Origin of the sequence: Bacillus bruguierae, assembly GCF_037104725.1 — a bacterium.
Classification (GTDB): domain Bacteria; phylum Bacillota; class Bacilli; order Bacillales; family Bacillaceae_G; genus Bacillus_A; species Bacillus_A bruguierae.
Window position 1 is genome coordinate 639,311 of sequence record NZ_JBAWSX010000001.1, and the last position, 24,773, is coordinate 664,083.

A 24,773-nucleotide genomic window follows, 5' to 3' on the forward strand; every position below is an offset into this window, starting at 1 on the left:
CGAAAGGTTAAGGAATTGAATAACATTACGAAAAAGTTATTGTTGTTTTCCTTCTAGACGAAGTAATTCTTCAAATGATGCAATTGCTACTTCAACTTGATCATCTGTTGGTTCTTTCGTTGTTAACAGCTGAAGCCATAGGCCAGGATATCCTAATGCGCGGAGCACTGGAACGCTTCGTAAGCTGTTTGTAAATTGCAACACTTCAAATGAAATACCTAGCACTACAGGGATGAGCAAAATACGATTTAAAACGCGAACCCAAAGAGGATCGGTTGGAACGAGAAAATATACAAACATCCCTATAATAACAGTAAATAAAATGAAGCTGCTACCGCACCGATAATGGAGACGAGTTTGCTTTTGTACGTTTTTTACTGTCAATGGAAGATTGCTCTCATAGGCATTAATTACTTTATGTTCTGCTCCGTGATATTGAAATACACGTTTAATAAGTGGAGTCAGTGAAACAAAGTAAATGTAACTAAGCAATAGCATGAGTTTAATAACACTTTCAATGATAATTTGCCCAGTATGAGATGGAAAAACAGGTCTTGTTAGTTCTGCTAAAATTGCAGGAACTGCCGTGAAAATCACTTTTCCAAAGATAAAGGATAAAACACCGACTGCTGCAACGCTAAGTATCATCGTTAACTTCGACTGTTCTTCTTTTTTTTGTGCGAATTGTGCATCCTCTGAAGGATCTACATCAAAGCGTTCTGAGGCAAAATTTAAATGTTTTGCTCCGTTTGCACTCGCATCAATAATTGCCGCGATTCCGCGTAGAAATGGAATTTTTTTAAACATAGATGATACTTTATTACGAACGCGAGGTAATCGATAAAATTCGATAGATTTATCTTTACGACGAATCGCTGTAACAGTATATTCTCTACCGCCAAACATAACTCCTTCTACTACCGCTTGACCGCCGTAGATTTGTTTTGTCTCTTCTGCCATGTCAACACCAACCTGTATTTGTTTCTCTCTTATCAGAAAAGAGGTAGCGACTCTAGGTGATGTCATTATATTGTATGACATCACTACAGTTTCCTTTATTTTATCGACAAAGGTGCACTTCTGACAAGGAAAATCAGCAGGATAGGCGGACATTTCCTATTCTTTTTATAGACAAATTTCGCAGTATTTAAACATGCTTTAAATAAGTTTCGGACATACTAGTAGACGGAGGTGTGGATGTGAAACAAGAACAATCTGTCACGAAAAAAATTGTCCAAATTGGTGTGTTTGGAGGGTTGTTTTGGGGAGCTGCTTGGTACTTTCTTCATATTTTTTCTTTTACTGCCCTGGGACCTAATTATTTGTTACTCCCATTTGCGCTTGGAGATTGGAAAGAAGGGGTATGGGGAAATATAGGTGGTATTATATGTATGGGGATACTTTCAATTCTTGTGGCCTTTGTATATAAAGTAATTTTTAGTAAGTTTGAAGGTCTAATTCCAGGTATAATATACGGTCTTGTATGGTGGGGATTATTATTCTTTGTCATTGCACCTGTTGCACCAGTTATAAAAAGCATGATAGGAATGCCTAAGGAAACGATTGTAACAACAGCGTGTATTTTTATTTTATATGGTGTTTTTATTGCATACTCCGTTTCATTTGAGGTGAATAACAATACTAGTACAAGAGATGCAGAAGAAGACAAACTATTCAAATAAGTGAGAGGTATGGTAGAATATTATATAGACATTTTTTATTAAGGAGTTAGATATATGGAAAAGTTGCTCCTCGTTAACGGTCCTAATTTAAACCGTCTTGGTGTGCGAGAGGTTAATGTATATGGTACAGGGACGTTAGCGTCGTTAGAAACAGATATGAAGCAACAAGCAGAAAGTTTGGGAGTGGAGCTAGAGTGTTTCCAATCTAATCATGAAGGTGCCATTATTGATATTATTCATGAGGCTGAGGGTACATATAAAGGGATTATTCTAAATCCAGGAGCATTTACGCATTATAGCTATGCAATTCGTGATGCAATTGCGAGTGTTTCGATTCCTGTTATTGAGGTACATATTTCAAATATTCACCAGCGCGAATCGTTTCGCCATGTATCTGTTACGGCGCCGGTCACAGTGGGACAAATTGTAGGGTTCGGTTTGTATGGTTATCATTTAGCGTTACTTGCATTAGTGGAGAAAATTCAGGAGGCGTAATTCATGGAGAAACTTACAAAATTAAGAAGTGCATTTGGGGAAGCGGGTATTGATGGTATTTTATTAACGAATCAACATAGTCGTAGATATATGACAAACTTTACAGGAACAGCAGGCGTTGTATTAATTTCAAACGAACGCGCTTTATTTATTACAGATTTCCGCTACGTTGAACAAGCGCAAAAACAAGCGGTTGGTTATGAAATCGTACAGCATACAGGTACGATTATTGAAGAAGTTGCAAAACAAGTAAAAGACTTAGGAATTCAAAAGCTTGGTTTTGAGCAAGATACCCTTACATACAGCTCTTATACAGCATACAAAGAAGAAGTTGATGCAGAATTTGTTGCAACATCTGGTATTGTAGAAAAGTTACGCTTGATTAAGACTGATTCAGAGATTAAGATATTAAAGGAAGCTGCACAGATTGCAGATGCTGCCTTTGAACATATTCTATCATTTATTCGCCCGGGAGTATCTGAGATTGAAGTGTCAAATGAACTTGAATTTTTCATGAGAAAGCAAGGAGCAACATCTTCTTCGTTTGATATTATCGTTGCTTCGGGACTTCGTTCAGCATTGCCGCACGGCGTGGCATCTGAAAAATTGATAGAAAAGGGAGATTTTGTTACATTAGACTTCGGTGCTTACTATAAAGGATATTGTTCCGATATTACTCGCACAATTGCAGTAGGTGAGCCGTCTGATAAGTTAAAGGAAATTTATAATATCGTATTAGAAGCACAATTGCGCGGTGTAAACGGTATTAAAGCTGGTTTAACTGGTCGTGAAGCAGATGCATTAACACGTGACTACATAACTGAAAAAGGATACGGTGAGTATTTCGGGCATTCTACAGGTCATGGAATTGGTCTTGAAATTCATGAAGCACCAAGTTTAGCATTCCGCTCTGAAACGGTACTTGAGCCAGGAATGGCAGTCACTGTAGAACCGGGAATTTATATTCCAAATGTAGGCGGAGTTCGCATTGAAGATGATATTATAGTAACAGCTGAAGGTAATGAAGTGTTAACTAAATCTCCAAAAGAACTTATTATTTTGTAATACACAGGAGGATTTTTTGCATGATTTCAGTAAACGATTTTCGTACAGGATTAACAATTGCGGTGGACAACAGCCTATGGCAGGTTATCGATTTCCAACACGTAAAACCAGGTAAAGGTGCAGCATTCGTTCGTTCTAAATTACGTAACCTTCGCACAGGTTCTGTTCAAGAAAAAACATTCCGTGCTGGTGAAAAAGTAGAAAAAGCGCATATCGAAAACCGTCGTATGCAATATTTATATGCAAGCGGTGAAGCTCATGTATTCATGGACAACGGAACATACGAGCAAATCGAACTTGGTGAAAAGCAAATCGAACATGAATTAAAATTCTTGAAAGAAAACATGGAAATAGCAATCATGACATACCAAGGCGAAGTACTTGGTGTAGAACTTCCAAACACTGTTGAGTTAAAAGTTGTTGAAACAGAACCAGGTATTAAAGGTGACACAGCTTCTAACGTAACAAAACCAGCTACATTAGAAACTGGTCTAGTTGTACAAGTACCAATCTTCATTAATGAAGGTGAAATGCTTATTATTAACACAGGAGAATCAAAATACGTTTCTCGTGCGTAATAAAACAAGACACTCGTGGTATTAAATATCCACGAGTGTTTTTTTATGTGAAATAAGGTAGATAATAGATGACAGTAATAATAAAGCTAATGGTAAGTAGTAGAAGGGTCCCTGTTATATAAGGGTTCATTCGAATTTGAAAAGGTGTTACTTCCCCGGTGTTAAACCCCGTCAAACTTTTTGTGATGACACGATCCATATGCGTGTTTCGGTTCATATTCAAAAGAACCAGCCATGTGATTTCAAAAATGGCTAAACTTCCTAAAAAGAAACTTTCTATAAATGTCCAATTACCAAATTTGGAAAATAAGAAAATAGTAGCCACCTCTATAAAGACTGTAAGGATTTTTTTTTAGAATTTTCGTATATTTTCCCTTTTTGCTTCAATATAACATATTTTTACAAAAAATCCTCTTAATTTTATTTGATAATCAAAAAAATTACTTTTTCACTTCTGAAATAGACAACCTGTGCATATGGTTGTACAAATGTACTCTTTCATCTTGTTTGAGCGGGATATATGTGTGCTGTTAGGACGGTGTAAGGATAACGAAAGAAGGTGAGAGGATGAAACAGTGGCTAGCGGCATTTGAAACGTCCGTGCTCGTAATGGCGCTTCTTAGGATCTTCTCAGGCAGCATGGAAATTTTCGCCGCTTTGCTTATGTTGTATTTCAATGATGCCAAAAAAGCATTGTTCGTAAATGGTATGCTTGCATTTGTTGGCCCAACTGTTTTGATTGTAACGATGTCAATTGGAATTGCGAGTGTTACGAATGAAATTTCTTTTTTGAAATTATTTTTTTTGGCGCTTGGAATCGGTTGTATTTTTATTGCAGTACTGAAATAGCGATGTGATGGGGAGAGAGCTATGAAAGAAGTATTAGAGATGTTGCCAAGGCAAATCGAACGTTTTATACAAGATTATAAGGAATGTGACGGATTGGAAGAAATACGGGTTCGGGTTGGTCGACCGCTTGAATGCATTGCGCGCGGGGAAGCGCATTTTTATAACTATACTGTGACGACAGAAGATGCGGCATATTTACTGAATAAGCTTAGTCAATATTCACTTTATACGATGGAAGAAGAATTAAAGCGAGGGTATGTTACACTGCGCGGAGGGCATCGCGTTGGATTAGCGGGCAAAGTCATTATGGAAAAGAGTACAGTGAAAATGATTCGGGATGTGGCATCATTTAATATTCGAATTGCTCGGCAAAAAAAGGGGATTGCCGAGCCGCTTATACCATATTTATATGAGAAGCATTGGCTAAATACAATGATTATCGGTCCACCCCAAACAGGGAAAACAACATTATTGCGTGATGTAGCGCGCCTCATGAGTGCGGGTGTTCCAAGGCAACATATTCCTTCTTGTAAAGTTGGTATCGTAGACGAAAGATCAGAAATTGCGGGGTGCGTGAAAGGTGTTCCGCAATATGAGTTTGGAACAAGAGTGGATGTGTTAGATGCATGCCCAAAAGCAGAAGGTATGATGATGATGATTCGCTCAATGAGTCCCGATATATTAATTGTTGACGAAATCGGTCGTCCAGAAGATAGTGAAGCAATTATGGAAGCTGTTCATGCTGGTGTTCAATTATTTACTAGTGTGCATGGACAAGGGCATGAAGATATACTGAAACGACCTTCACTAAGGAAAATCATAGAGCTGGGCGTGTTCGAACGTTTTATTGAGCTTTCTAAAATAAAAGGACCAGGAACGATTATGAATATGAAAGATGGCAGTGGAAAGCCAATTCACCGCGGAGAGAAGGTGCTGAGCGTATGATTAAATTTTTTGGCGCTGCACTTATTGTTGCTGTATCAACATTTTTTGGTTTTTCATATGCGAAGAAATATAGTGAGCGCCCTCGCCAACTACGGTTGTTAAAGGCGGCTTTGCAATCACTTGAGGCGGAAATTATGTATGGACATACTCCTTTGTCTAAGGCAGCTGCACGCCTTGTAAAACAAATGCCTAAGCCTTTGAACTGGTTTTTTCATAGTTTTCACGAACGATTAGAAACGGGAGAGCAAACGGTTCGGGAAGCATGGATGGATAGTTTACAAGAAAATTGGAAACTCACAGCATTGAAGCAAACGGAATATGAGATTTTACAGCAATTTGGAGAAACGCTTGGACAACATGATCGTGAATCACAGCAAAAACATATTCGTTTATGTATTACACATTTAGAGAGAGAAGAAGGAGAAGCAAAGGAAATGCAAATTCAGTACGAAAAGATGATGAAAAGTTTAGGAGTATTAGCAGGATTACTTATCGTTATTTTACTGTTGTAAGGGGGAAAGGTGATGTCGATCGACGTTGGGTTAATCTTTCAAATTGCAGGCATTGGTATTATTTTAGCTTTCATTCATACTGTGCTGAAAGAACTAAAGCGAGAAGATATTGCCAACTGGGTGATTCTCGTTGGTTTTGTCGTTATTTTATTTCAGGTTGCATTTTTAATTAACAATTTATTTGACAAGATTAAAAGCGTCTTTCTTTTTCAGTAAAGGGGGCGATTCGAATCGAAATATTACAAATTGTAGGACTTGGACTTGTGGCAACTTTTTTGGCGGCAGTATTGAATCAGCATAAATCGAGTGTAACTTCATTATTTATTGTGTTTGTTAGTAGCATTATGTTTTTACTTATAATTGATCAAATTCATTCTATTTTAACGATGATTGAACGTATTGCAAATGAAGCGAAAGTGAGTAATGTGTATGTGGAAACACTGCTGAAAATTATTGGAATTGCTTACATTGCAGAATTCGGTGCACAAATTACGAAAGATGCAGGGCAAGGAGCAATTGCTTCAAAAATTGAATTAGCGGGAAAAATTTTAATTTTAGTGATGGCGATTCCGATATTAACTGTTGTAATTGAAACGATTCTCGGTTTTTTACCAACCGGATAAAGGAGGGGTGAATTGTGCGCTCGTTTGGAATAAAGCTTTCGTTTGCTTTTTTCCTCTTTTTTTCTTTGCCAATTATCGTACAAGCTTCCCCTCTAGAACAAAACGTTGTAGATGAACAGCTAGGAAAGCTTGGGATAGAAGGTGTAAAGAAATATTGGGATGACCTTGTTGCTAAGTATGGAGGGTATTTGCCGGAAAGCCAGAAGGGGAATTTTATGGAGTTTGTCAAAGGGGAAAAAGAATTTTCAATTAAAGAGTGGGTGATTGGATTACTAAAATATTTATTTCATGAATTAGTAGCGAACGGAAAGTTACTTGGGACACTCATTATGCTTACTATTTTCAGCGCGCTTTTACAATCGCTTCAATCTGCTTTTGCAAAAAGTAGCGTTGGGAAAATAGCGGATGCTGTTGTATATATGGTACTTATCGTTTTTGCTTTAAACAGTTTTTATGTTGTTATGACGTATACAAAAGACACCATTCAAACAATGATCGATTTCATTTTAGCGCTCCTCCCTATTTTGTTAGCGCTCATAGCGACAGGAGGCGGTGTTGTATCTGTTTCTTTCTTTCATCCAATTATCGTTTTTCTTATGAATACGAGCGGAATGCTTATGAATTATATTGTTTTACCGCTTCTTCTCCTTGCTACAATTTTAAGTATTGTCAGTACAATGAGCGATCAATATAAAGTTACAAAATTGTCCAAACTGCTGCAAAATGTTAGCGTTAGCATCATTGGGATTTTTTTAACAATCTTTTTGGGTGTGCTCTCTGTACAAGGAACGGCAACAGCGGTAGCGGATGGGATTGCTGTTAAAACAGCAAAATTTGTAACGGGAAACTTTATTCCAGTTGTCGGCCGGATGTTTACTGAAGCAGCAGACACTGTACTTAGTGCATCGGCTTTATTAAAAAATACAGTGGGGATTGTTGGGGTTGTTATTTTATTACTTATCGTTGCTTTTCCTGCTATTCAAATTTTCTGCATTGCGTTCATTTATAAATTTGCGGCAGCAGTGCTGCAACCTGTTGGTGGAGGAACAATTATTCAATGTCTGGACATTATCGGAAGAAGCATTATATACGTGTTTGCTTGTTTGGCCATTGTATCGTTCATGTTTTTTCTAAGTATCACGATTGTTATTGCAGCTGGAAATATTACGTTAATGATGCGTTAGGAGGTGAGAAGGTTGCAATTTGTCGTGGAGTGGATTCGGAATATTATTGTGTTTCTACTATTAGCAACGATGCTTCATATGTTACTTCCTAATTCAAATTTACAAAAGTATGTCAAGTTTGTTGTAAGTTTGCTTCTAGTCGTTTTGATCTTAACCCCTTTATTTAAATTGTTTCAAACAGATATTCAAGATGTGATTGCAAATGCTAGTCAGGACAAGTATATGGCAAACGGATCAATAGAAAATAAAATTAATGAAAAGAAAAAAGAAATACAAGCCTCACAACGTGCATATATTTTAGAACAGATGGCTGTCCAAATGAAAAAACAAGTTGGAAAAGAACTAGAAAAGCAATATGGTATGGCCGTTATGAGTTTGCAGATAAAAGTACCAGAAGACAAAAAAGAAGTGAAATCTCAGCAAGATATTCAATCTGTTATTGTAACGCTTCAGGCAAATGAACGAAGCCGAGCAGGAGCTATTGAAACGATTCAAAAGGTAGACATTAACTCGAAGGAACCTCGAAAGACGTCAGAACAAAATACAGCTGAAATGAAACAATTCTTCTCAAACAAATGGCAATTGGAAGAGAACAAAATTAAGATTCAGGTGGAAGGGGGGATAGGGAAAGTAAATGAATAATAAATTTCAATTTTTTCGCAATCTTTTTAAAGGAAATGAAAAAGATGAGAAAGAGAAAAAAATTTCAGCTAAGTTTTTGATCATTTTACTCATACTTGGGATCATCCTTATGTTTTCTGGTAACCTTTTCCAAGCAAAAAAGCCAGAAGTACCTGTTCTCAAATCGCAAACAGAGCAAGTAAAAGATGTACCAACATTTGGACAAAAGAATAGTGACAACAAATCTAACATTGATAAATATGAAAAAGAATATGAACAACAATTAAAAGAAGCATTAGAAAGTGTTACAGGCGTTAAAGATGTAACAATTGAAATTAATCTTGATTCATCAGAAGAAAAAATACTTGATAAAAATACGGTGAAGCGATCGCAAACGACGGACGAAACAGATAAAGAAGGCGGAAAGCGGAAAGTTGAAGATGAATCGACAGATGAAAAAACAGTGATTGTACGCCAAGGTGATAAAGAAGCTCCTATTATACTTCGAGAAAATAAGCCGAAAGTTCGCGGCGTTCTTGTTGTTGCAAAAGGAGTGGATAATTTACAAGTGAAACAGATGGTGATAGAAGCTGTTACACGTATGTTAGAGGTTCCAAGTCACCGTGTATCTGTTTTACCAAAAAAGAATTAGGGAGGAAATAAAGTGTTAAAAAAACAAACAGTTTGGTTATTAACGATGTTAAGTTTGGTTATTGTACTTTCAGTATACTATGTAATGACTCCAGATAATAAAACAAAGGTTGTAACAACATCATTAGGAGAAGGAGCGAAAGAGAAGCAAGGCTCTGAAAAGGAAACTAGTAAAAAAGAAACAGGTAAGAAAGAAGGAAATGTATCGAGTCATTCAGCTAGTGATGATAGTTTCACAGCACTGCGTTTAAAAATGGAGGATCAGCGTAGTGAAGCAAAGGAAAAATTGCAAGATGTAATGAACTCAACAACCACTTCTGCCGAAGAGAGAAATAAAGCAAAGAATGAATTTGATGCATTGAGCGATTTAGCGACAAAAGAAACGTTATTGGAGACATTAATTAAAACAGAAGGCGGTTTTAAAGATGCGCTTGTACGTGCAGATGGAAATGATGTTAAAGTGACAGTAAAAGCAGCAAAACTTTCTGCAAAAGAAGCAAATAAAATTATACAGCTTGTAAAAAGTGAGACGGGCTTAATGGCAGACGTTCGATATGAAATAGCAAAGTAAAAAGCTATCGATTTTTTCGATAGCTTTTTTTATCTAATAGAAGTTTGTCTAACAATCGTAGTTCAGTTTCTTTCGTTTTTATAGGAGAAATTCGTTGTGAGTGAAAAATCATTGGTTCTTGATGAAGGTGATTACTTTGTCCGCATTTCATTTGAATAAAGAGGGATACACCCCAAATAATAACAGCTGGTAGAAAGAGAATAAGCCAAATGTTCACGTCCCACACCTCACTGTATATGATTCTATCTTTACGATACTACTCTTATATGAAGGAAATATGAAGTGGATGTAAATAAACTTCAATTACTTAGTAAAAAATATATAAACTCACATAAATAAACGCAAATTGAAAAAACAACATAAAAACCCTTTTCTTTTTCGAGGGGCGAGTGCACCTGGCCGTGCATAGAAGCGGTCAGGACCTTTTCCTGACACGCGCTAGATTTAAAACAAAGGGAGTAAGCGAGAGAAGGTCATGTTTTATTCTGCATAGCCACGACCTATATGTTGAGAAAACAATATGGATTTATATAAATGAAGTGGATGAGAGTGTTTTTTAGGAAGTGGTCTTGCCAATTTTGAGTGAAACTTGGTATTATTACTAGGTAGTAAAATGGCATACTGTTATTTTTACAGGAATTTTCATACATCATACAGAAGAAATAAAATTGGAATGTTGAAAATATTTATCGTAAGATGAATATATATATAAATACATTTTGATTTTCCAACATATAAGTCACTGCTATGCAGAACAAAAAGTGATTGTCTTTCTTTGTTTTCAAATTGCACTTGGCAGGAAAGGGATCTGACCGCTTCTATGCATAGCCAGATGCTCTTACTTACTAAAAAACAGTGATTTTTATGCAGGTTTTCAATATGGATTTATATATATCCATTTTAATTTTTCGGCATATAGGTCGCTGCTATGCAGCATACAACATGACCGCTACTTGCTTTCTCCTTTTGTTTTAAACCTGGCATGTGGTAGGAAAAGGCCCTGACTGCTTCTATGCATGGCCAGACGCTCTCGCCTGCATAAAAAGAAAGAGGGTTTTATGTCGATTTTTTAATTTGTATTTATAGAGTATGAAACTTCATAGTAGTTTTTCATTGATAGTACGAGAAGAAATTTATGATTGACTGTTCTAGCTGGATTCAGTAAATGGTATTTATTACTGATAGTTTGAGCTGTTACAACAGGAAAAACAAGTATATAGGAGTGGATTTTACATGTTTAAAATTCAAGAAGTTCGTGAATTGATTAAGTTAATTGATGATTCTAATATTGATGAATTCGAATACAAAAAAGATGGTACTACAATTAAGATGAAAAAGCGTGGCAATGAAGTAATTGCTGTGCAACCTGCTCTGGCAGTGCAGAAACCTGTACAAGCTGTAGTGCCAGAAGTAGTTGCTGCACCAGCTCAAAGTGAAGCTCCAAAGCAGGAAGCGAAACAAGTATTACAAGATGAGAACTTACTAAAAATTACTTCTCCGATGGTTGGAACGTTCTATGCTTCTCCATCACCAGATGCACCAGCATATGTAAATGTTGGAGATCGCGTAACAGAAGGGAAAATTGTTTGTATTGTAGAAGCGATGAAACTCTTTAATGAAATTGAAGCAGAAGTAAATGGGGAAATCGTTGAAATTCTTGTGAATAACGGTCAGCTTGTTGAATATGGACAACCGCTATTTCTTGTAAAAGCATAATAAGGGAGTCTGGAATGATGATTAAAAAAGTATTAATTGCGAACCGCGGGGAAATTGCGGTACGAATTATTCGTGCTTGCAAAGAAATGAATATTGAAACAGTTGCAATTTATTCTGAAGCAGATAAAGAAGCACTTCATGTACAAATTGCCGATGAAGCATACTGCGTTGGACCAACTGTATCAAAGGAAAGCTATTTAAACTTAACTAACATTATTAGCGTTGCAAAATTAACGGGTTGTGATGCAATTCACCCCGGATATGGTTTTTTAGCAGAAAATGCTGATTTTGCAGAGCTTTGTCGTGAATGTAATTTGATTTTTATCGGTCCAAGCCCGGAAGCTATTTCAAAAATGGGCACAAAAGACGTTGCACGTGATACAATGAAGGAAGCAGGGGTTCCGATTGTACCGGGTTCACAAGGAATTATTAAAAATATCGAAGAAGCAGTAGCACTTGCAGAGAGAATTGGATATCCTGTTATTATTAAAGCAACAGCGGGCGGCGGCGGTAAGGGAATTCGCGTTGCGCGCACGGAAGAAGAGCTTGTAAAAGGAATTCAAATTACACAGCAAGAGGCAAGTACCGCTTTTGGAAACCCTGGTGTATACTTAGAAAAGTATATTGAAGATTTCCGTCATGTAGAAATTCAAGTGATGGCAGATAGCCATGGTAACGTCATTCATTTAGGAGAGCGCGATTGTACAATTCAGCGTCGTTTGCAAAAACTGCTAGAAGAGTCACCATCTCCAGTATTAGATGCTACTATCCGTCAACGAATGGGAGAAGCAGCAGTAAAAGCGGCGGCAGCAGTAGATTATACGGGTGCTGGCACAGTTGAATTTATTTACGAATATAAAACGAAAAGTTTCTATTTCATGGAAATGAATACGCGAATTCAAGTTGAGCATCCTGTAACTGAAATGGTGACGGGAGTAGACCTTATTAAAGAGCAAATTCGCGTTGCATCAGGAGAGCAGTTATCGCTGCAGCAAGAAGAAGTACAATTTAACGGTTGGGCAATTGAGTGCCGAATTAATGCGGAAAACCCTGCCAAAAACTTTATGCCATCTCCAGGTAAGGTAGAAATGTATTTACCGCCAGGGGGATTTGGTATTCGCGTCGATTCAGCTGTATATCCTGGGTATACGATTCCGCCTTATTACGATTCGATGGTTGCAAAGCTCATCGTTTATGGAAAAACACGTGAAGAAGCAATTGCGAAAATGAAACGAGCGTTAAGTGAATTCGTCATTGAGGGTGTACATACGACGATTCCGTTCCATTTACAACTTCTTGACCACCCTGAATTTGTACAAGGTGAATTTAATACGAAGTTTTTAGAACAGCATGATTTAACGGCGCAGTGATACATTTAAAGGAGGTTTTTTTCATGGCTGAACATATGTTAGACATGGGACAAGATACAACTCTTGGTAAAGTAGAAATCGCACCGGAAGTAATTGAAGTAATTGCAGGTATTGCTGCTTCTGAAGTAGAAGGCGTAGCAGCAATGCGTGGTAACTTTGCAACAGATGTTGTTGAGAAGTTAGGAAAGAAAAATCATGGAAAAGGCGTAAAAGTAGAATTAGCAAACGATGATATTATTGTTGATGTTTACGTATTAATGTATTTTGGTGTAGCAATTCCAGTTGTTGCACAAAACATTCAAGATAATATTCGTCAAGCGTTGTTTACAATGACAGGCCTTGAACCGAAAGAAATAAACGTGCATATCGTTGGTGTAACATTTGAAGCACCAAAGACAGAAATCGAGCCAGTATAATACTGTAAAAGGTGCCTTGTTACTCAGGCACCTTTTTTATCGTTTTGTTTCTTTCTATTCAAACTTAAAAAATTATATTATTTAAAAAAATGAAAAAATTTAAAGGTGAACGCGAGTTTTTGAAAAAAACGTACATTGTGGTATGATATGGAACTTGAAGTTAATCTTTTTATTATTTTTCCGTGAGGGAACTCGTGTATGAAACGATAAATTATGGTATTATCATTGTATTATAAGATTGAAGGGTCAGAAAAAATTATAAAGGGTAAGTAATTCAATGGCTTATAAATTATAATAATATAACAAAACATAAGGAAAGACTTGAAGTACAAAGGAGAGTTATCATGAAACGTAGGACGGCTAGAGAAAGAGCGATGCAAGCACTTTATCAAATGGATATTACCGGAGACTACAATCCGAAAGCAGCAGTAGAAAACACACTTGAAGAAGGCGAAAATACAAATGAATTTTTAGAAGCACTTGTCTTCGGATGTGTAGAGCATAAAGAAGTAATTGATGAGCTTATTCGTCAAAATTTAAAAAAGTGGAAATTAGAACGCATTAGCATTGTTGATCGCAGTATTTTACGACTTGCTGTATATGAAATGAAATACATGGAAGATATTCCGCACAGCGTATCAATTAACGAGGCAATTGAAATTGCAAAAGCATACGGAGACGAGGAATCTCGGCGTTTTATTAACGGCGTTTTATCTAGTATACAGTAAAATTTTCTTGGGCGGGGAACTTCATCCTCGCTTCAGAAAGCTCTTACCAATCAGACTTTTACGGGCAGTTATCTTTCACCTTTATTCTTTCATTTTTTAGAATGTTAATGTGGAAGCTATACTGCCCGTTAGAGCGGGAGAAAAAAGTAGCTTTGTAATTTTTAAAGGGGGAATTTTGAAATGGTAGCAGTAATCATCAAAGGAAATGAAGTTGCAGAGAAAAAGCGAGCGCAGTTAAAAGAGAAAGTTGCAGAACTAGAAGAACAAGGAATTGTACCAGGGCTAGCTGTTATTTTAGTTGGAGACGATCCAGCTTCTCATTCGTATGTAAAGGGGAAAGAAAAAGGCTGCGAACAAGTTGGTATTTATTCTGAGTTAATTACATTTCCAGATACAATTACACAAGATCGTTTATTAGCGGAAATCGACCGTTTAAATAATGATGATCGTATTCATGGTATTTTAGTGCAGTTACCGTTGCCAAATCATATTGAAGAGAAAGCTATCATTGAAAAAATTTCTCCTGAGAAAGATGTGGATGGTTTCCATCCAATTAGTATCGGGCGTATGATGACAGGACAAGATACGTTCCTTCCATGTACGCCGCATGGTATTTTAGAATTAGTAAAAGAAACAAATCTTGATATTACAGGGAAACACGTTGTTGTTATTGGACGAAGCAATATTGTTGGAAAACCAGTAGGACAACTGTTTTTAAATGAAAATGCAACAGTTACATATTGTCATTCCAAAACAGCGAATATAAAAGAATTAACGAAGTTAGCTGATATTTTAATTGTTGCAGTTGGAAGAGCGAAAATGGTAACAGCTGATTACGTAAAAGAAGGCGCAGTTGTAATTGATGTCGGAGTAAATCGTTTAGAAACAGGAAAACTATGCGGTGATGTTGATTTCGACGATGTATTAAACGTTGCAAGTCACATTACACCAGTACCAAAAGGCGTAGGCCCAATGACGATTACAATGCTATTAGAAAATACAGTATTATCTGCACAGCGCGCAGGTGTTTTTTGTAAATAATTGCATGGCGGCTATGAGGAGAGAGAAATGGAAAAGCAATATTTAACCGTTACAGCGTTAACTCGTTATATGAAAACTAAAATAGAGTATGACCCTCATCTACAGTCTGTTTGGTTAAAAGGAGAAATTTCAAATTTTAAATATCATAGCCGCGGTCATATGTATTTCACATTAAAAGATGAAAATGCAAGAATTGCTGCGGTTATGTTTGCGAGTCATAATCGCAATGTAAAGTTCAGACCAGAAGACGGGATGAAAGTGCTTGTAAAAGGGAAAATTTCTGTTTATGAAGCAAGTGGTTCATACCAGATTTATATTCATGATATGCAGCCAGATGGAGTGGGAAATCTTCATTTAGCATATGAGCAGTTAAAGGCTCGTTTAGAAGAAGAAGGGCTGTTTTCACAAGTATACAAGCAGCCAATACCTGCTTATCCAACAACAATTGGTGTGATTACGTCGCCAACGGGTGCAGCAATTCGTGATATTATAACGACAATTGCACGTCGCTATCCGATTGGAAGGGTAATTGTATTTCCAGTTCTTGTGCAAGGGGAGTTTGCAGCTCCCTCAATTGTACAAGCTATTGAAAAGGCCAATGAAATGAATGGTATAGATGTGTTAATTGTTGGGCGCGGCGGAGGGTCGATTGAAGAGCTGTGGGCATTTAATGAAGAAACAGTGGCCCGAGCAATCTTTGCGAGTCAAATTCCAATCATTTCTGCTGTGGGACATGAAACAGATTTTACTATTGCAGATTTTGTAGCGGACTTAAGAGCTCCAACGCCAACAGCGGCAGCTGAACTGGCAGTTCCTCACATTCTTGAATTAGAAGAAAAAGTGATGCAGCGTACACTTCGCTTGACGCGAGCGATGCGTGAGATGTTGAACTATAAGCAGGAACATTTGCAAGCATTACAAAAATCATATGCATTTCGCTATCCAAAGCAATTGTATGAGCAAAAGGAAGAGCAATTGGATCGTACAATTGATAAGTTGATGCAAACGAAAGAGCGTTACATAGAAAAGAAGACCAATCAACTTCAGCAGTTGTCATTTTATTTAGGAAAGCATCACCCTGCGCAAAAAATCGAACAAACAAGGCAGACGTTAGACACATTGCAAAAGCAATTGCAACGTGAAATGCAAACTCTTCTACGAGGAAAAGAGTTTGCTTTTACAAGAGCGATAGAGAAGTTAGAAACGTTAAGTCCTCTTAAGGTGATGATGCGAGGCTACGGTCTTGTTTATAATAATGAGAAACAGGTCTTAAAAAGTGTAAAAGGAATTGGGCTTGGAGATGAAGTTACAGTGCAGCTTCAAGATGGTGTGCTAGACTGTAATGTATGGGGAATAGAGGAGCGTGAACTAGGCGATGGAAAATAAAGTGAGCTTTGAAGAAGCTATTGCAAAGCTTGAACAAATTGTTTCCAAGCTCGAACAAGGTGATGTTCCGCTTGAGGAAGCGATTTCGTATTTTAAAGAAGGTATGGAACTTTCTAAGCTTTGCGATGAAAAATTAAAAGACGTACAAGAACAAATGGCAGTCATACTTGGTGAAAATGGTGAACTTCGTCCATTTTCTACTTTAGGAGAGGAAGCATAATGACGCATGTAGCTTTTGATGCTTTTATGAGAGAAAGTAAAGCGTTAGTAGAAGAAAATCTTGTGCGTTATGCAAATGATTTACAATGTCCGGATGTAATTCGCGAGGCGATGATGTATTCATTAGAAGCGGGTGGGAAGCGCCTCCGTCCGTTACTTTTATTTGCAACACTACAAGCGTTTGGAAAAGATAGAGAATTAGGGATAGGTACAGCTTGTGCACTAGAAATGATTCATACGTATTCTTTAATTCATGATGATTTACCTTGTATGGATGATGATGACTTACGCCGCGGGAAACCAACAAATCATAAAGTGTTTGGTGAGGCCATGGCCGTATTAGCTGGTGATGGGTTGTTAACGTATGCATTCCAAGTTGTAACAGAGCAAGACCATAAAGAAATTACTTCTGAAACAAAACTGCGCATCGCATTGGAACTTGCCAAAGCAGCAGGGCCAGAAGGAATGGTTGGTGGGCAAGTTGCGGATATGGAAGCAGAAGGGAAGCAATTAACTCTTCATGAGCTAGAATATATTCATAAGCATAAAACTGGACGTTTATTAGAATTTGCCGTATTAGCTGGTGCGTTATTATCAGGGGCTAGGGCTGAGCAACAAGAAAAATTACTTGCTTTTGCGAAGTATGTCGGACTTGCTTTTCAAATTCGTGATGATATTCTAGATGTAGAAGGAACGGAAGAAGAGATTGGGAAACCAGTCGGAAGCGATATGACAAATGAAAAAAGTACATATACAACGTTATTTACAGTAGAAGAAGCGAAGAAAATTTTGGAAGAAACAATTATAAAAGCAAAAGATGCAATTTCTTCTTTACAATTACAAGATGAATATTTGTTAGTAATTTGCGATTTAATTGCAAAACGCAACCACTAGTATAAGAATGTTTTCATTTGTTGAGCCATTCAGGATTTTATGGTATAAATGTAGACAAAGGTTTTTCTTTTCTTTTTATTGGCAAAAATATACGTAGATTACATTGCCGTTATCACTTTGTGTTAGCGGCTCTTTTTTCATCGTATAAAATAAAGAATATGCTTGATTTTGGTAATTCAATTAAGTACAACCATGTTTTACGGATGTATAATAGTTGATATGACGACAGATTATGAAACGAAAGTGAGTGATCCTTGTGGATCTGACGCAAATTCAAAATCCTAGTTTTTTGAAGGATATGTCTATAAGCGAACTAGAAGCGTTAAGCGAAGATATTCGAAAGTTTTTAATTGAAGAGCTTTCTCAAACAGGTGGACATATTGCTCCAAATCTAGGTGTAGTAGAACTCACAATTGCTTTGCATAAAGTATTCAATAGTCCAAGGGATAAATTTTTATGGGATGTAGGACATCAATCCTATGTACATAAAATCTTAACGGGGCGTGCAAAGGAATTTGGCACATTAAGACAATATAAAGGTTTGTGTGGTTTTCCAAAGCGTTGTGAAAGTGAACATGATGTATGGGAAACGGGACATAGCTCTACTTCCTTATCTGCTGCCATGGGAATGGCACTTGCTCGTGATTTAAAGAAAACGAAAGAGTATATTGTTCCTATTATTGGTGATGGTGCATTAACAGGTGGTATGGCGCTGGAAGCACTAAATCATATTGGACATGAACAAACAGATATGACAGTTATTTTAAATGATAATGAAATGTCGATTGCACCAAACGTTGGTGCATTGCATAACGTACTTGGACGTTTACGTACAGCAGGAAAATATCAATGGGTAAAAGATGAACTAGAATACTTATTGAAGAAAATTCCAGCTGTTGGCGGTAAAGTAGCTGCAACGGCTGAAAAAGTAAAAGATAGCTTGAAATATTTACTCGTTTCGGGTGTGTTTTTTGAAGAGTTAGGCTTCACATATTTAGGGCCTGTTGATGGACATGATTATGAAAGTTTATTTGAAAATCTTCAATATGCAAAGAAAACGAAAGGGCCTGTACTTGTTCATGTCATTACGAAAAAAGGAAAAGGCTATAAGCCAGCTGAAAGTGATGTAATTGGAACTTGGCATGGTACAGGACCGTACAAAATTGAGTCTGGTGATTTTGTGAAGCCAAAAGAAGCTGCACCGGCATGGAGTTCCGTTGTTAGTGAAGCAGTTCGCAAATTGGCAAAGAATGATCAACGTATCGTTGCTGTAACGCCAGCAATGCCAGTTGGATCAAAGCTTGAAAAATTTGCAAAAGAATTTCCTAATCGTATGTTTGATGTAGGGATTGCTGAGCAACACGCAGTAACAATGGCAGCTGGTTTAGCAACGCAAGGCATGAAGCCGTTTTTAGCGATTTATTCTACATTTTTACAACGTGCCTATGATCAAGTTGTTCACGATGTATGTCGCCAAAATTTAAATGTCTTTTTCGGGATTGATCGAGCGGGATTAGTAGGAGCTGATGGAGAAACGCATCAAGGTATATTTGATATTGCATTTTTACGTCATCTTCCGAATATTGTTTTGATGATGCCGAAAGATGAAAATGAAGGTCAACATATGGTATATACAGCAATCAATTACGAAAATGGACCGATTGCGCTTCGTTATGCGCGTGGAAATGGAATTGGTGTACTGATGGATAAAGAGTTTAAAGAAATTCCAATCGGTACATGGGAAACGCTTCGTGAAGGGTCACAAGCAGCAATTCTAACATTTGGTACGACAATTCCGATGGCAATGGAAGCGGCAGAATCACTTGAGAAGAAAGGGATTTCTGTAAAGGTTGTGAATGCTCGCTTTATTAAGCCGATGGACGAAGCATACTTGCATGAGCTATTAGGAAAGAATATGCCGATTTTAACAATTGAAGAGGCATGTTTAATTGGAGGGTTTGGTTCTGGTGTGTTAGAGTTTTCTAGTGAGCATGGATATCATAATGCGCTAATTGAGTGTATGGGTATCCCAGATCATTTCATTGAACACGGCAGTGTCTCTAAACTTCTTGAAGAAATTGACTTAACAGCAGATGCAGTTGTTGAACGCATTTGTACAATGATTCCATTAAAACAAAAAAGGGCGTAACAAATGAGCGGAAAAAAAGAACGAGTAGATGTACTATTAGTAGAACGAGGACTTGTTGAAACAAGAGAAAAAGCGAAGCGTGCTGTTATGGCAGGTCTTGTATATGCAAATGAAATGCGTCTAGATAAACCAGGTGAAAAAATACCACAAGATACAGAAATTACAGTAAAAGGACAAGTAATGCGCTATGTAAGTCGTGGTGGATATAAGTTAGAGAAGGCGTTAGAGACGTTTCATATAGATTTGCAAGATAAAATTATGCTCGATATTGGTTCATCAACGGGTGGATTTACGGATTGTGCTTTGCAAAATGGTGCAAAGCTATCATACGCTTTAGATGTAGGATATAACCAACTTGCATGGAAACTAAGACAAGACGAGCGTGTTGTCGTAATGGAACGGACGAATTTTCGTTATGTAACACCTGCTGATTTGCAGCAAGGATTACCGCAATTTGCAAGCATTGATGTATCGTTTATATCTTTGAAATTAATTTTACCTGTATTAAAAACGATGTTAACACCTGGTGGTGAGGTTGCGGCGCTTATTAAGCCGCAATTTGAAGCCGGGCGAGAGCAAGTGGGGAAAAAGGGAATTGTTCGGGACCGTAAAGTACATGAAGCAGTTATAGAAATGATTGTCGATTTTGCACTGGCAGAAGGTTACGATGTTCAAAACTTAACGTTTTCTCCAATTACAGGTGGAGATGGGAACATTGAATTTTTAATTCATTTAAAATGGTATGGTGAGCGTGAACAAGGAGAAAATCAATCTCCTATTCGAGTAGAGGAAGTTGTAACAGAAGCTCACGAAGCCTTGAAGAAAAAGGGAAAAGAGGAATAACAATTGTTGTTCCTCTTTTTACTCATATAGAAAGTTAGAATTGTATAATGATTGTAAAAACAATTATGTACAAGTAGCCAATTATACGTTAACATAAATAAGTGAAGTATAATAATGGTAAAACTACGGTAAGAGATAGTGCGAGGTGCAAAAATATGAATAAAGGGCAGCGCCATATTAAAATTCGAGAAATTATTGCGAATAAAGAAATTGAAACGCAAGACGAACTAGTGGATATTTTACGTAATGAAGGTTTTAATGTAACACAAGCAACGGTATCGCGAGATATTAAAGAATTACATTTAGTAAAGGTACCACTTCATGATGGGCGGTATAAATATAGCTTACCAGCGGATCAACGTTTTAATCCACTTCAAAAATTAAAACGCAATCTTGTTGATTCGTTTGTTAAATTAGATACAGCTGGTCATATGCTTGTGTTAAAGACATTGCCAGGTAATGCACATGCTCTCGGTGCGCTGATTGATCATTTAGAGTGGGATGAAATTATTGGCACAATTTGCGGTGATGATACGTGTTTAATTATTTGCCGTACACCTGAAGATACAGGGGTTGTATCAAATCGCTTTTTAAATATGCTGTAACAAAAAGAATCTTGTTTGCTTTATTGCTCAGAAGAGTAAAAAAGTAGACAAGATATTTTTGTTATGGAGAAATAAAAATCCTAAAATAGCATGTGAAAATATATATTTCCATATAGGAATATCAGTATTGTTACATTGACCGTAAAAACAAATGTTTGTTACAATGAAGCAGGTTACATAACATATTCTTCATGAAAAAAGTAACAGAAGAATGTATGTGTGAATAGTTTAAGCCTCCCGTGTGGAGTGTGAATGAAATAACGAGGTGAATGAGGCATTGTTATCGGAATTATCGATTAGAAACTTTGCTATTATTGAATCATTAAATATCTCTTTTCAAAAAGGGCTCACTGTTTTAAGTGGTGAAACGGGCGCAGGAAAATCCATCATTATTGATGCGATTAGTCTTCTTGTTGGAGGACGCGGCTCAGCGGAATTTGTACGTTATGGGACAGATAAAGCTGAAATTGAAGGGTTATTTTATATTGAAGATGAACAGCATCCTTGTGCCATGAAAGCAGAAGAGCTTGATATTGAAATTGAAGATGGCATGATAATTTTAAAACGGGATATTTCTGTGAATGGGAAAAGCGTATGCCGCGTCAATGGAAAGCTTGTTACATTAAGTACATTAAAGGAAATTGGAAAAACGCTTGTTGACATTCATGGACAACATGAAACGCAAGATTTAATGAATGAAGACCGCCATTTATTTATGCTTGATCATTTTGAGGGAGATCATATTTTAGTTCAGTTAGAAAAGTATCAAAATGTGTATAGGGAATATGAGCAATTAAAAAAACAATTGCACTCTTTAACAGAAAATGAGCAACAAATGGCACATCGTTTAGATTTAATTCAATTTCAACATGAAGAGATTCGAAATGCGGATTTGAAAATAGATGAAGAGCAAAATTTATTAGAAGAACGATTGAAGATTTCGAACTTCGAAAAGATTTATAAGGCACTGGGTGATTCGTATCGTTCTTTAACGGAAGATCATTCTGGTTTAGATCATATTCGGAATGCGATGAACCAGATGGAGAGCATTACGGATTTAGATACTGCATATCAAGAAAACTACGATGCGATTGCGAATAGTTATTATTTATTAGAAGAAGTAGCATATCAACTCCGCGAAAAGTTAGATATGATGGAATACGATCCAAATCGTTTAGATGAAATTGAAACACGTTTAAATGAAATTCGTATGTTAAAGCGTAAATATGGAAATACTGTAGAAGAGATTTTAGCGTATGCGGATGAAATCGAAAAAGAGATATTTACGATTGAAAATAAAGATGTACACATTGAAACGACGAAAAGGAAACTAAAAGACATCGAGCAGCTTATAGTGAAAGAAGCGACACTACTAAGTGATATGCGTCGTAACCTTGCGAATCGATTAACAACGGCAATTCATCAAGAATTAAAAGAACTGTACATGGAAAAAACAAAATTCGAAGTGATGATAAAGAAAAAAGAAGGGACAATTGACGATCCTCTTGTCGAAGGAGCTCCTGTCAAAATGACACAAGATGGGTATGACGATGTAGAATTTTATATTTCTACGAATCCAGGAGAACCGTTAAAGCCGCTTTCTAAAGTAGCTTCAGGAGGGGAATTATCCCGTATTATATTAGCGTTAAAGAGTATTTTTTCTAAACATCAAGGTGTTGCCTCTGTTATTTTTGATGAGGTAGACACTGGAGTAAGCGGGCGCGTTGCACAGGCGATTGCTGAAAAGATTTATCGTGTTTCTGTTAATTCACAAGTGCTATGTATTACACATTTGCCACAAGTTGCGTCTATGGCAGATTCTCACTTATTTATTCGGAAACAAATTGTAAATGAACGCACTGTTACATCTGTTACTGTACTTAGTCAAGATGAAAAAGTAACGGAAATTGCTCGCATGATTTCTGGTGTGGAAATTACTGATTTAACGACAGAACATGCAAGAGAGTTACTTTCGCAGGCGCATCGTTTTAAACAAGCAGCAGAGGCTATCCAATAATGGATAGCTTTTTTGTTAACAATAATGATTTCTTAATTCTTCCGGTTATAAAGAAAGGATAGCAAGGAGACATTAAATAATGAAGCCGCTAGGCTGAATGTGGGGTAGGAGCGAGGAGAGTGAAAAGATTGAAATTAGAGAAATTTCGAAAAATCATAGGGATCTGTCTCCTTGTTTCGCTTGTCTTTATTGGGTGTTATAAACCGCTTCGCGCGTTTATTTTACTTCCAAAGCAACTTGTTATATTTCAAGATCAAGATTCACAAGTATCTTCTTTACCTGTATTTCAAACAAAATCAACTGATGAAACTATTTTTACAATTGCTTCTGGGCATGCTAGTGAAAAAACAATTGCGGTAAATGCGCATGAAAGCGGAGAAGCTGCTATGGTTTATGAGCTTGCAGGATTACCCGTAAAAAAAGTAAATGTGAAAGTATTAAAAGATTTTAAAATAGTTCCAGGTGGGCAATCAATTGGAGTGAAATTAAATGCAAAAGGGGTACTTGTTGTAGGGCATCATTTAATTCAAACGGAAAAAGGAAAGGTATCCCCAGGTGAACTTGCAGGTGTGCAAGTAGGGGATATGATTACTGAAATAAACGGTAAGACAATTGAACGAATGAGTGATATTGCACCATTTATTCATGATAGCGGGAAAACAGGAGAATCGCTTAATCTTGTCTTGCTAAGAGATGGGAAATATATTCGAACAAAATTAACTCCACAAAAAGATGGCGGAGAACAGTCATATCGAATTGGATTGTACATTCGTGATTCAGCTGCAGGCATTGGAACGATGACATTTATTCATCCGGAATCAATGAAATACGGCGCGCTTGGTCACGTGATTTCTGACAATGATACGAAAAAACCAATTCAAGTTGAAGATGGACAAATTGTTCGTTCGACAGTAACGTCTATTGAACGTGGGAGCAATGGAGATCCTGGTGAAAAATTAGCGAGATTCTCACCAGATCATGAAGTTATTGGTAATATTACAACGAATAGTCCATTTGGTATTTTTGGTAAGTTAAATACAGAAATGAAAAATGGAATTATGGATGAAGCACTTCCGATTGCTCTTTCCCATCAAGTAAAAGAAGGGCCTGCGAAAATTTTGACAGTTATTGATCAAGATAAAGTAGAAGCGTTCGATATAGAAATTGTAAGTACAGTTCCGCAAAAATTCCCTGCAACAAAAGGAATGGTTGTAAAGATTACAGATAAACGCTTATTAGAAAAAACAGGTGGGATTGTACAAGGAATGAGTGGTAGTCCTATTGTACAAGACGGAAAATTAGTAGGGGCTGTAACACACGTATTTGTCAACGATCCAACATCTGGATATGGTGTCCATATTGAATGGATGCTACATGAAGCGGGGATTAATATTTATACAGATCAGAAAAAAGCAAGCTGAATGTATTCAGCTTGTTTTTTGTTACTTTTAAATAAAGGGAGAAAAGAAGAGGTCTCCTTATTGATGAAAAATTTTTCTTGTAAAGCCGCTGAAATGTTACAAAAGTTTCGCAACAGGTGTTTTTTGTTGTAAAATAAAAGTAGAGCATACATATTTAGCTATAACCACATGATGGAATATGTAAAAGAACAC

Annotated in this window: 28 protein-coding genes and 1 pseudogene; 26 read left to right on the forward strand and 3 right to left on the reverse strand. The window is 36.9% G+C overall.

Going from position 1 to position 24,773, the window contains the following annotated elements:
• Positions 1-36: 36 nt before the first annotated feature.
• Positions 37-960 (reverse strand): DUF1385 domain-containing protein, encoded by a 924-nt coding sequence (locus WAZ07_RS03230; protein WP_336471283.1) that lies wholly within the window; start codon positions 958-960, stop codon positions 37-39.
• 239 nt (positions 961-1,199) lie between these two features.
• Here WAZ07_RS03230 and WAZ07_RS03235 point away from each other — a divergent pair.
• The 4 genes and pseudogenes from WAZ07_RS03235 to efp all read left to right on the forward strand — a co-directional run bounded on the left by WAZ07_RS03235 (position 1,200) and on the right by efp (position 3,820).
• Positions 1,200-1,686: pseudogene (locus WAZ07_RS03235) on the forward strand (YqhR family membrane protein).
• Between the two features lie 50 nt (positions 1,687-1,736).
• A complete protein-coding gene (gene aroQ, locus WAZ07_RS03240; RefSeq protein ID WP_336471284.1) occupies positions 1,737-2,177 on the forward strand; it encodes a type II 3-dehydroquinate dehydratase in 441 nt (146 codons plus the stop codon).
• A 3-nt stretch (positions 2,178-2,180) separates the two neighbouring features.
• Positions 2,181-3,242, forward strand: coding sequence for a Xaa-Pro dipeptidase (pepQ, locus tag WAZ07_RS03245; protein ID WP_336471285.1), 1,062 nt, complete (start codon positions 2,181-2,183; stop codon positions 3,240-3,242).
• A gap of 20 nt (positions 3,243-3,262) precedes the next feature.
• On the forward strand, positions 3,263-3,820 hold the full coding sequence (gene efp, locus WAZ07_RS03250) for an elongation factor P (RefSeq protein WP_336471286.1): 558 nt from the start codon (positions 3,263-3,265) through the stop codon (positions 3,818-3,820).
• 43 nt (positions 3,821-3,863) lie between these two features.
• Here efp and WAZ07_RS03255 read toward each other — a convergent pair whose 3' ends face one another.
• Positions 3,864-4,166, reverse strand: coding sequence for a hypothetical protein (locus WAZ07_RS03255; RefSeq protein WP_336471421.1), 303 nt, complete (start codon positions 4,164-4,166; stop codon positions 3,864-3,866).
• Between the two features lie 221 nt (positions 4,167-4,387).
• On the opposite strand from WAZ07_RS03255, the gene WAZ07_RS03260 reads away from it, so the two are divergent.
• The 9 genes from WAZ07_RS03260 to WAZ07_RS03300 are packed head-to-tail and all read left to right on the forward strand — an operon-like array spanning position 4,388 to position 9,776.
• The gene (locus WAZ07_RS03260) at positions 4,388-4,669 is read left to right on the forward strand and encodes a YqhV family protein (RefSeq protein WP_035429538.1); all 282 of its coding nucleotides are present in this window, start codon (positions 4,388-4,390) and stop codon (positions 4,667-4,669) included.
• Positions 4,670-4,690: 21 nt separating this feature from the next.
• Positions 4,691-5,614: a stage III sporulation protein AA gene (gene spoIIIAA / locus WAZ07_RS03265; RefSeq protein ID WP_090913888.1), complete on the forward strand. Its 924-nt coding sequence runs from the start codon at positions 4,691-4,693 to the stop codon at positions 5,612-5,614.
• On the forward strand, positions 5,611-6,126 hold the full coding sequence (gene spoIIIAB, locus WAZ07_RS03270) for a stage III sporulation protein SpoIIIAB (protein WP_336471287.1): 516 nt from the start codon (positions 5,611-5,613) through the stop codon (positions 6,124-6,126). The genes spoIIIAA and spoIIIAB overlap by 4 nt, the downstream gene beginning before the upstream one ends.
• A gap of 12 nt (positions 6,127-6,138) precedes the next feature.
• Entirely contained in the window at positions 6,139-6,342 is a 204-nt protein-coding gene (gene spoIIIAC, locus WAZ07_RS03275) for a stage III sporulation protein AC (RefSeq protein WP_020061584.1), read from the forward strand.
• A gap of 20 nt (positions 6,343-6,362) precedes the next feature.
• Positions 6,363-6,749, forward strand: coding sequence for a stage III sporulation protein AD (gene spoIIIAD, locus WAZ07_RS03280; protein ID WP_396547485.1), 387 nt, complete (start codon positions 6,363-6,365; stop codon positions 6,747-6,749).
• A gap of 11 nt (positions 6,750-6,760) precedes the next feature.
• Positions 6,761-7,933 (forward strand): stage III sporulation protein AE, encoded by a 1,173-nt coding sequence (gene spoIIIAE, locus WAZ07_RS03285; RefSeq protein ID WP_336471423.1) that lies wholly within the window; start codon positions 6,761-6,763, stop codon positions 7,931-7,933.
• Between the two features lie 12 nt (positions 7,934-7,945).
• A complete protein-coding gene (gene spoIIIAF / locus WAZ07_RS03290; protein ID WP_336471288.1) occupies positions 7,946-8,575 on the forward strand; it encodes a stage III sporulation protein AF in 630 nt (209 codons plus the stop codon).
• On the forward strand, positions 8,568-9,206 hold the full coding sequence (spoIIIAG, locus tag WAZ07_RS03295) for a stage III sporulation protein AG (RefSeq protein ID WP_336471289.1): 639 nt from the start codon (positions 8,568-8,570) through the stop codon (positions 9,204-9,206). Before spoIIIAF ends, spoIIIAG begins: the two co-directional genes overlap by 8 nt.
• A 12-nt stretch (positions 9,207-9,218) precedes the next feature.
• Entirely contained in the window at positions 9,219-9,776 is a 558-nt protein-coding gene (locus WAZ07_RS03300) for a SpoIIIAH-like family protein (protein WP_090913897.1), read from the forward strand.
• A 4-nt stretch (positions 9,777-9,780) separates the two neighbouring features.
• On the opposite strand, the gene WAZ07_RS03305 is transcribed toward WAZ07_RS03300, so the two are convergent.
• A complete protein-coding gene (locus tag WAZ07_RS03305) occupies positions 9,781-9,993 on the reverse strand; it encodes a DNA recombination protein RecO (RefSeq protein ID WP_336471290.1) in 213 nt (70 codons plus the stop codon).
• A 1,016-nt stretch (positions 9,994-11,009) separates the two neighbouring features.
• Here WAZ07_RS03305 and accB point away from each other — a divergent pair.
• The 13 genes from accB to spoIVB all read left to right on the forward strand — a co-directional run bounded on the left by accB (position 11,010) and on the right by spoIVB (position 24,581).
• Positions 11,010-11,492 (forward strand): acetyl-CoA carboxylase biotin carboxyl carrier protein, encoded by a 483-nt coding sequence (accB, locus tag WAZ07_RS03310; protein WP_090913901.1) that lies wholly within the window; start codon positions 11,010-11,012, stop codon positions 11,490-11,492.
• Positions 11,493-11,509: 17 nt separating this feature from the next.
• Positions 11,510-12,862, forward strand: coding sequence for an acetyl-CoA carboxylase biotin carboxylase subunit (gene accC / locus WAZ07_RS03315; RefSeq protein ID WP_336471424.1), 1,353 nt, complete (start codon positions 11,510-11,512; stop codon positions 12,860-12,862).
• A gap of 23 nt (positions 12,863-12,885) precedes the next feature.
• Positions 12,886-13,278, forward strand: coding sequence for an Asp23/Gls24 family envelope stress response protein (locus WAZ07_RS03320; RefSeq protein WP_090913905.1), 393 nt, complete (start codon positions 12,886-12,888; stop codon positions 13,276-13,278).
• 344 nt (positions 13,279-13,622) lie between these two features.
• Positions 13,623-14,006: a transcription antitermination factor NusB gene (nusB, locus tag WAZ07_RS03325; RefSeq protein ID WP_090913906.1), complete on the forward strand. Its 384-nt coding sequence runs from the start codon at positions 13,623-13,625 to the stop codon at positions 14,004-14,006.
• 180 nt (positions 14,007-14,186) lie between these two features.
• Positions 14,187-15,047: a bifunctional methylenetetrahydrofolate dehydrogenase/methenyltetrahydrofolate cyclohydrolase FolD gene (gene folD / locus WAZ07_RS03330; RefSeq protein WP_336471291.1), complete on the forward strand. Its 861-nt coding sequence runs from the start codon at positions 14,187-14,189 to the stop codon at positions 15,045-15,047.
• Positions 15,048-15,074: 27 nt separating this feature from the next.
• Entirely contained in the window at positions 15,075-16,433 is a 1,359-nt protein-coding gene (xseA, locus tag WAZ07_RS03335; protein WP_336471292.1) for an exodeoxyribonuclease VII large subunit, read from the forward strand.
• Entirely contained in the window at positions 16,423-16,653 is a 231-nt protein-coding gene (locus WAZ07_RS03340) for an exodeoxyribonuclease VII small subunit (RefSeq protein ID WP_090913912.1), read from the forward strand. The genes xseA and WAZ07_RS03340 overlap by 11 nt, the downstream gene beginning before the upstream one ends.
• On the forward strand, positions 16,653-17,546 hold the full coding sequence (locus WAZ07_RS03345) for a polyprenyl synthetase family protein (protein WP_336471293.1): 894 nt from the start codon (positions 16,653-16,655) through the stop codon (positions 17,544-17,546). The genes WAZ07_RS03340 and WAZ07_RS03345 overlap by 1 nt, the downstream gene beginning before the upstream one ends.
• Before the next feature lie 256 nt (positions 17,547-17,802).
• A complete protein-coding gene (gene dxs / locus WAZ07_RS03350) occupies positions 17,803-19,695 on the forward strand; it encodes a 1-deoxy-D-xylulose-5-phosphate synthase (RefSeq protein WP_336471294.1) in 1,893 nt (630 codons plus the stop codon).
• Between the two features lie 3 nt (positions 19,696-19,698).
• Complete coding sequence (locus WAZ07_RS03355; protein ID WP_336471295.1) at positions 19,699-20,538, forward strand: TlyA family RNA methyltransferase; 840 nt, start codon at positions 19,699-19,701, stop codon at positions 20,536-20,538.
• 155 nt (positions 20,539-20,693) lie between these two features.
• Positions 20,694-21,143, forward strand: a complete 450-nt coding sequence (gene argR / locus WAZ07_RS03360) for an arginine repressor ArgR (protein ID WP_028411221.1) — start codon at positions 20,694-20,696, stop codon at positions 21,141-21,143.
• Positions 21,144-21,420: 277 nt separating this feature from the next.
• A complete protein-coding gene (gene recN, locus WAZ07_RS03365; protein ID WP_336471296.1) occupies positions 21,421-23,160 on the forward strand; it encodes a DNA repair protein RecN in 1,740 nt (579 codons plus the stop codon).
• 119 nt (positions 23,161-23,279) lie between these two features.
• Entirely contained in the window at positions 23,280-24,581 is a 1,302-nt protein-coding gene (gene spoIVB / locus WAZ07_RS03370) for a SpoIVB peptidase (protein WP_336471297.1), read from the forward strand.
• Positions 24,582-24,773 lie beyond the last annotated feature (192 nt).

Coding starts and splice junctions, on each gene's coding strand:
- WAZ07_RS03230 (WP_336471283.1), bottom strand. CDS start 960: ATGGCAGAAGAGACAAAACAAATCTACGGCGGTCAAGCGGTAGTAGAA.
- aroQ (WP_336471284.1), top strand. CDS start 1,737: ATGGAAAAGTTGCTCCTCGTTAACGGTCCTAATTTAAACCGTCTTGGT.
- pepQ (WP_336471285.1), top strand. CDS start 2,181: ATGGAGAAACTTACAAAATTAAGAAGTGCATTTGGGGAAGCGGGTATT.
- efp (WP_336471286.1), top strand. CDS start 3,263: ATGATTTCAGTAAACGATTTTCGTACAGGATTAACAATTGCGGTGGAC.
- WAZ07_RS03260 (WP_035429538.1), top strand. CDS start 4,388: ATGAAACAGTGGCTAGCGGCATTTGAAACGTCCGTGCTCGTAATGGCG.
- spoIIIAA (WP_090913888.1), top strand. CDS start 4,691: ATGAAAGAAGTATTAGAGATGTTGCCAAGGCAAATCGAACGTTTTATA.
- spoIIIAB (WP_336471287.1), top strand. CDS start 5,611: ATGATTAAATTTTTTGGCGCTGCACTTATTGTTGCTGTATCAACATTT.
- spoIIIAC (WP_020061584.1), top strand. CDS start 6,139: ATGTCGATCGACGTTGGGTTAATCTTTCAAATTGCAGGCATTGGTATT.
- spoIIIAG (WP_336471289.1), top strand. CDS start 8,568: ATGAATAATAAATTTCAATTTTTTCGCAATCTTTTTAAAGGAAATGAA.
- accB (WP_090913901.1), top strand. CDS start 11,010: ATGTTTAAAATTCAAGAAGTTCGTGAATTGATTAAGTTAATTGATGAT.
- accC (WP_336471424.1), top strand. CDS start 11,510: ATGATTAAAAAAGTATTAATTGCGAACCGCGGGGAAATTGCGGTACGA.
- WAZ07_RS03320 (WP_090913905.1), top strand. CDS start 12,886: ATGGCTGAACATATGTTAGACATGGGACAAGATACAACTCTTGGTAAA.
- nusB (WP_090913906.1), top strand. CDS start 13,623: ATGAAACGTAGGACGGCTAGAGAAAGAGCGATGCAAGCACTTTATCAA.
- folD (WP_336471291.1), top strand. CDS start 14,187: ATGGTAGCAGTAATCATCAAAGGAAATGAAGTTGCAGAGAAAAAGCGA.
- xseA (WP_336471292.1), top strand. CDS start 15,075: ATGGAAAAGCAATATTTAACCGTTACAGCGTTAACTCGTTATATGAAA.
- WAZ07_RS03340 (WP_090913912.1), top strand. CDS start 16,423: ATGGAAAATAAAGTGAGCTTTGAAGAAGCTATTGCAAAGCTTGAACAA.
- WAZ07_RS03345 (WP_336471293.1), top strand. CDS start 16,653: ATGACGCATGTAGCTTTTGATGCTTTTATGAGAGAAAGTAAAGCGTTA.
- WAZ07_RS03355 (WP_336471295.1), top strand. CDS start 19,699: ATGAGCGGAAAAAAAGAACGAGTAGATGTACTATTAGTAGAACGAGGA.
- argR (WP_028411221.1), top strand. CDS start 20,694: ATGAATAAAGGGCAGCGCCATATTAAAATTCGAGAAATTATTGCGAAT.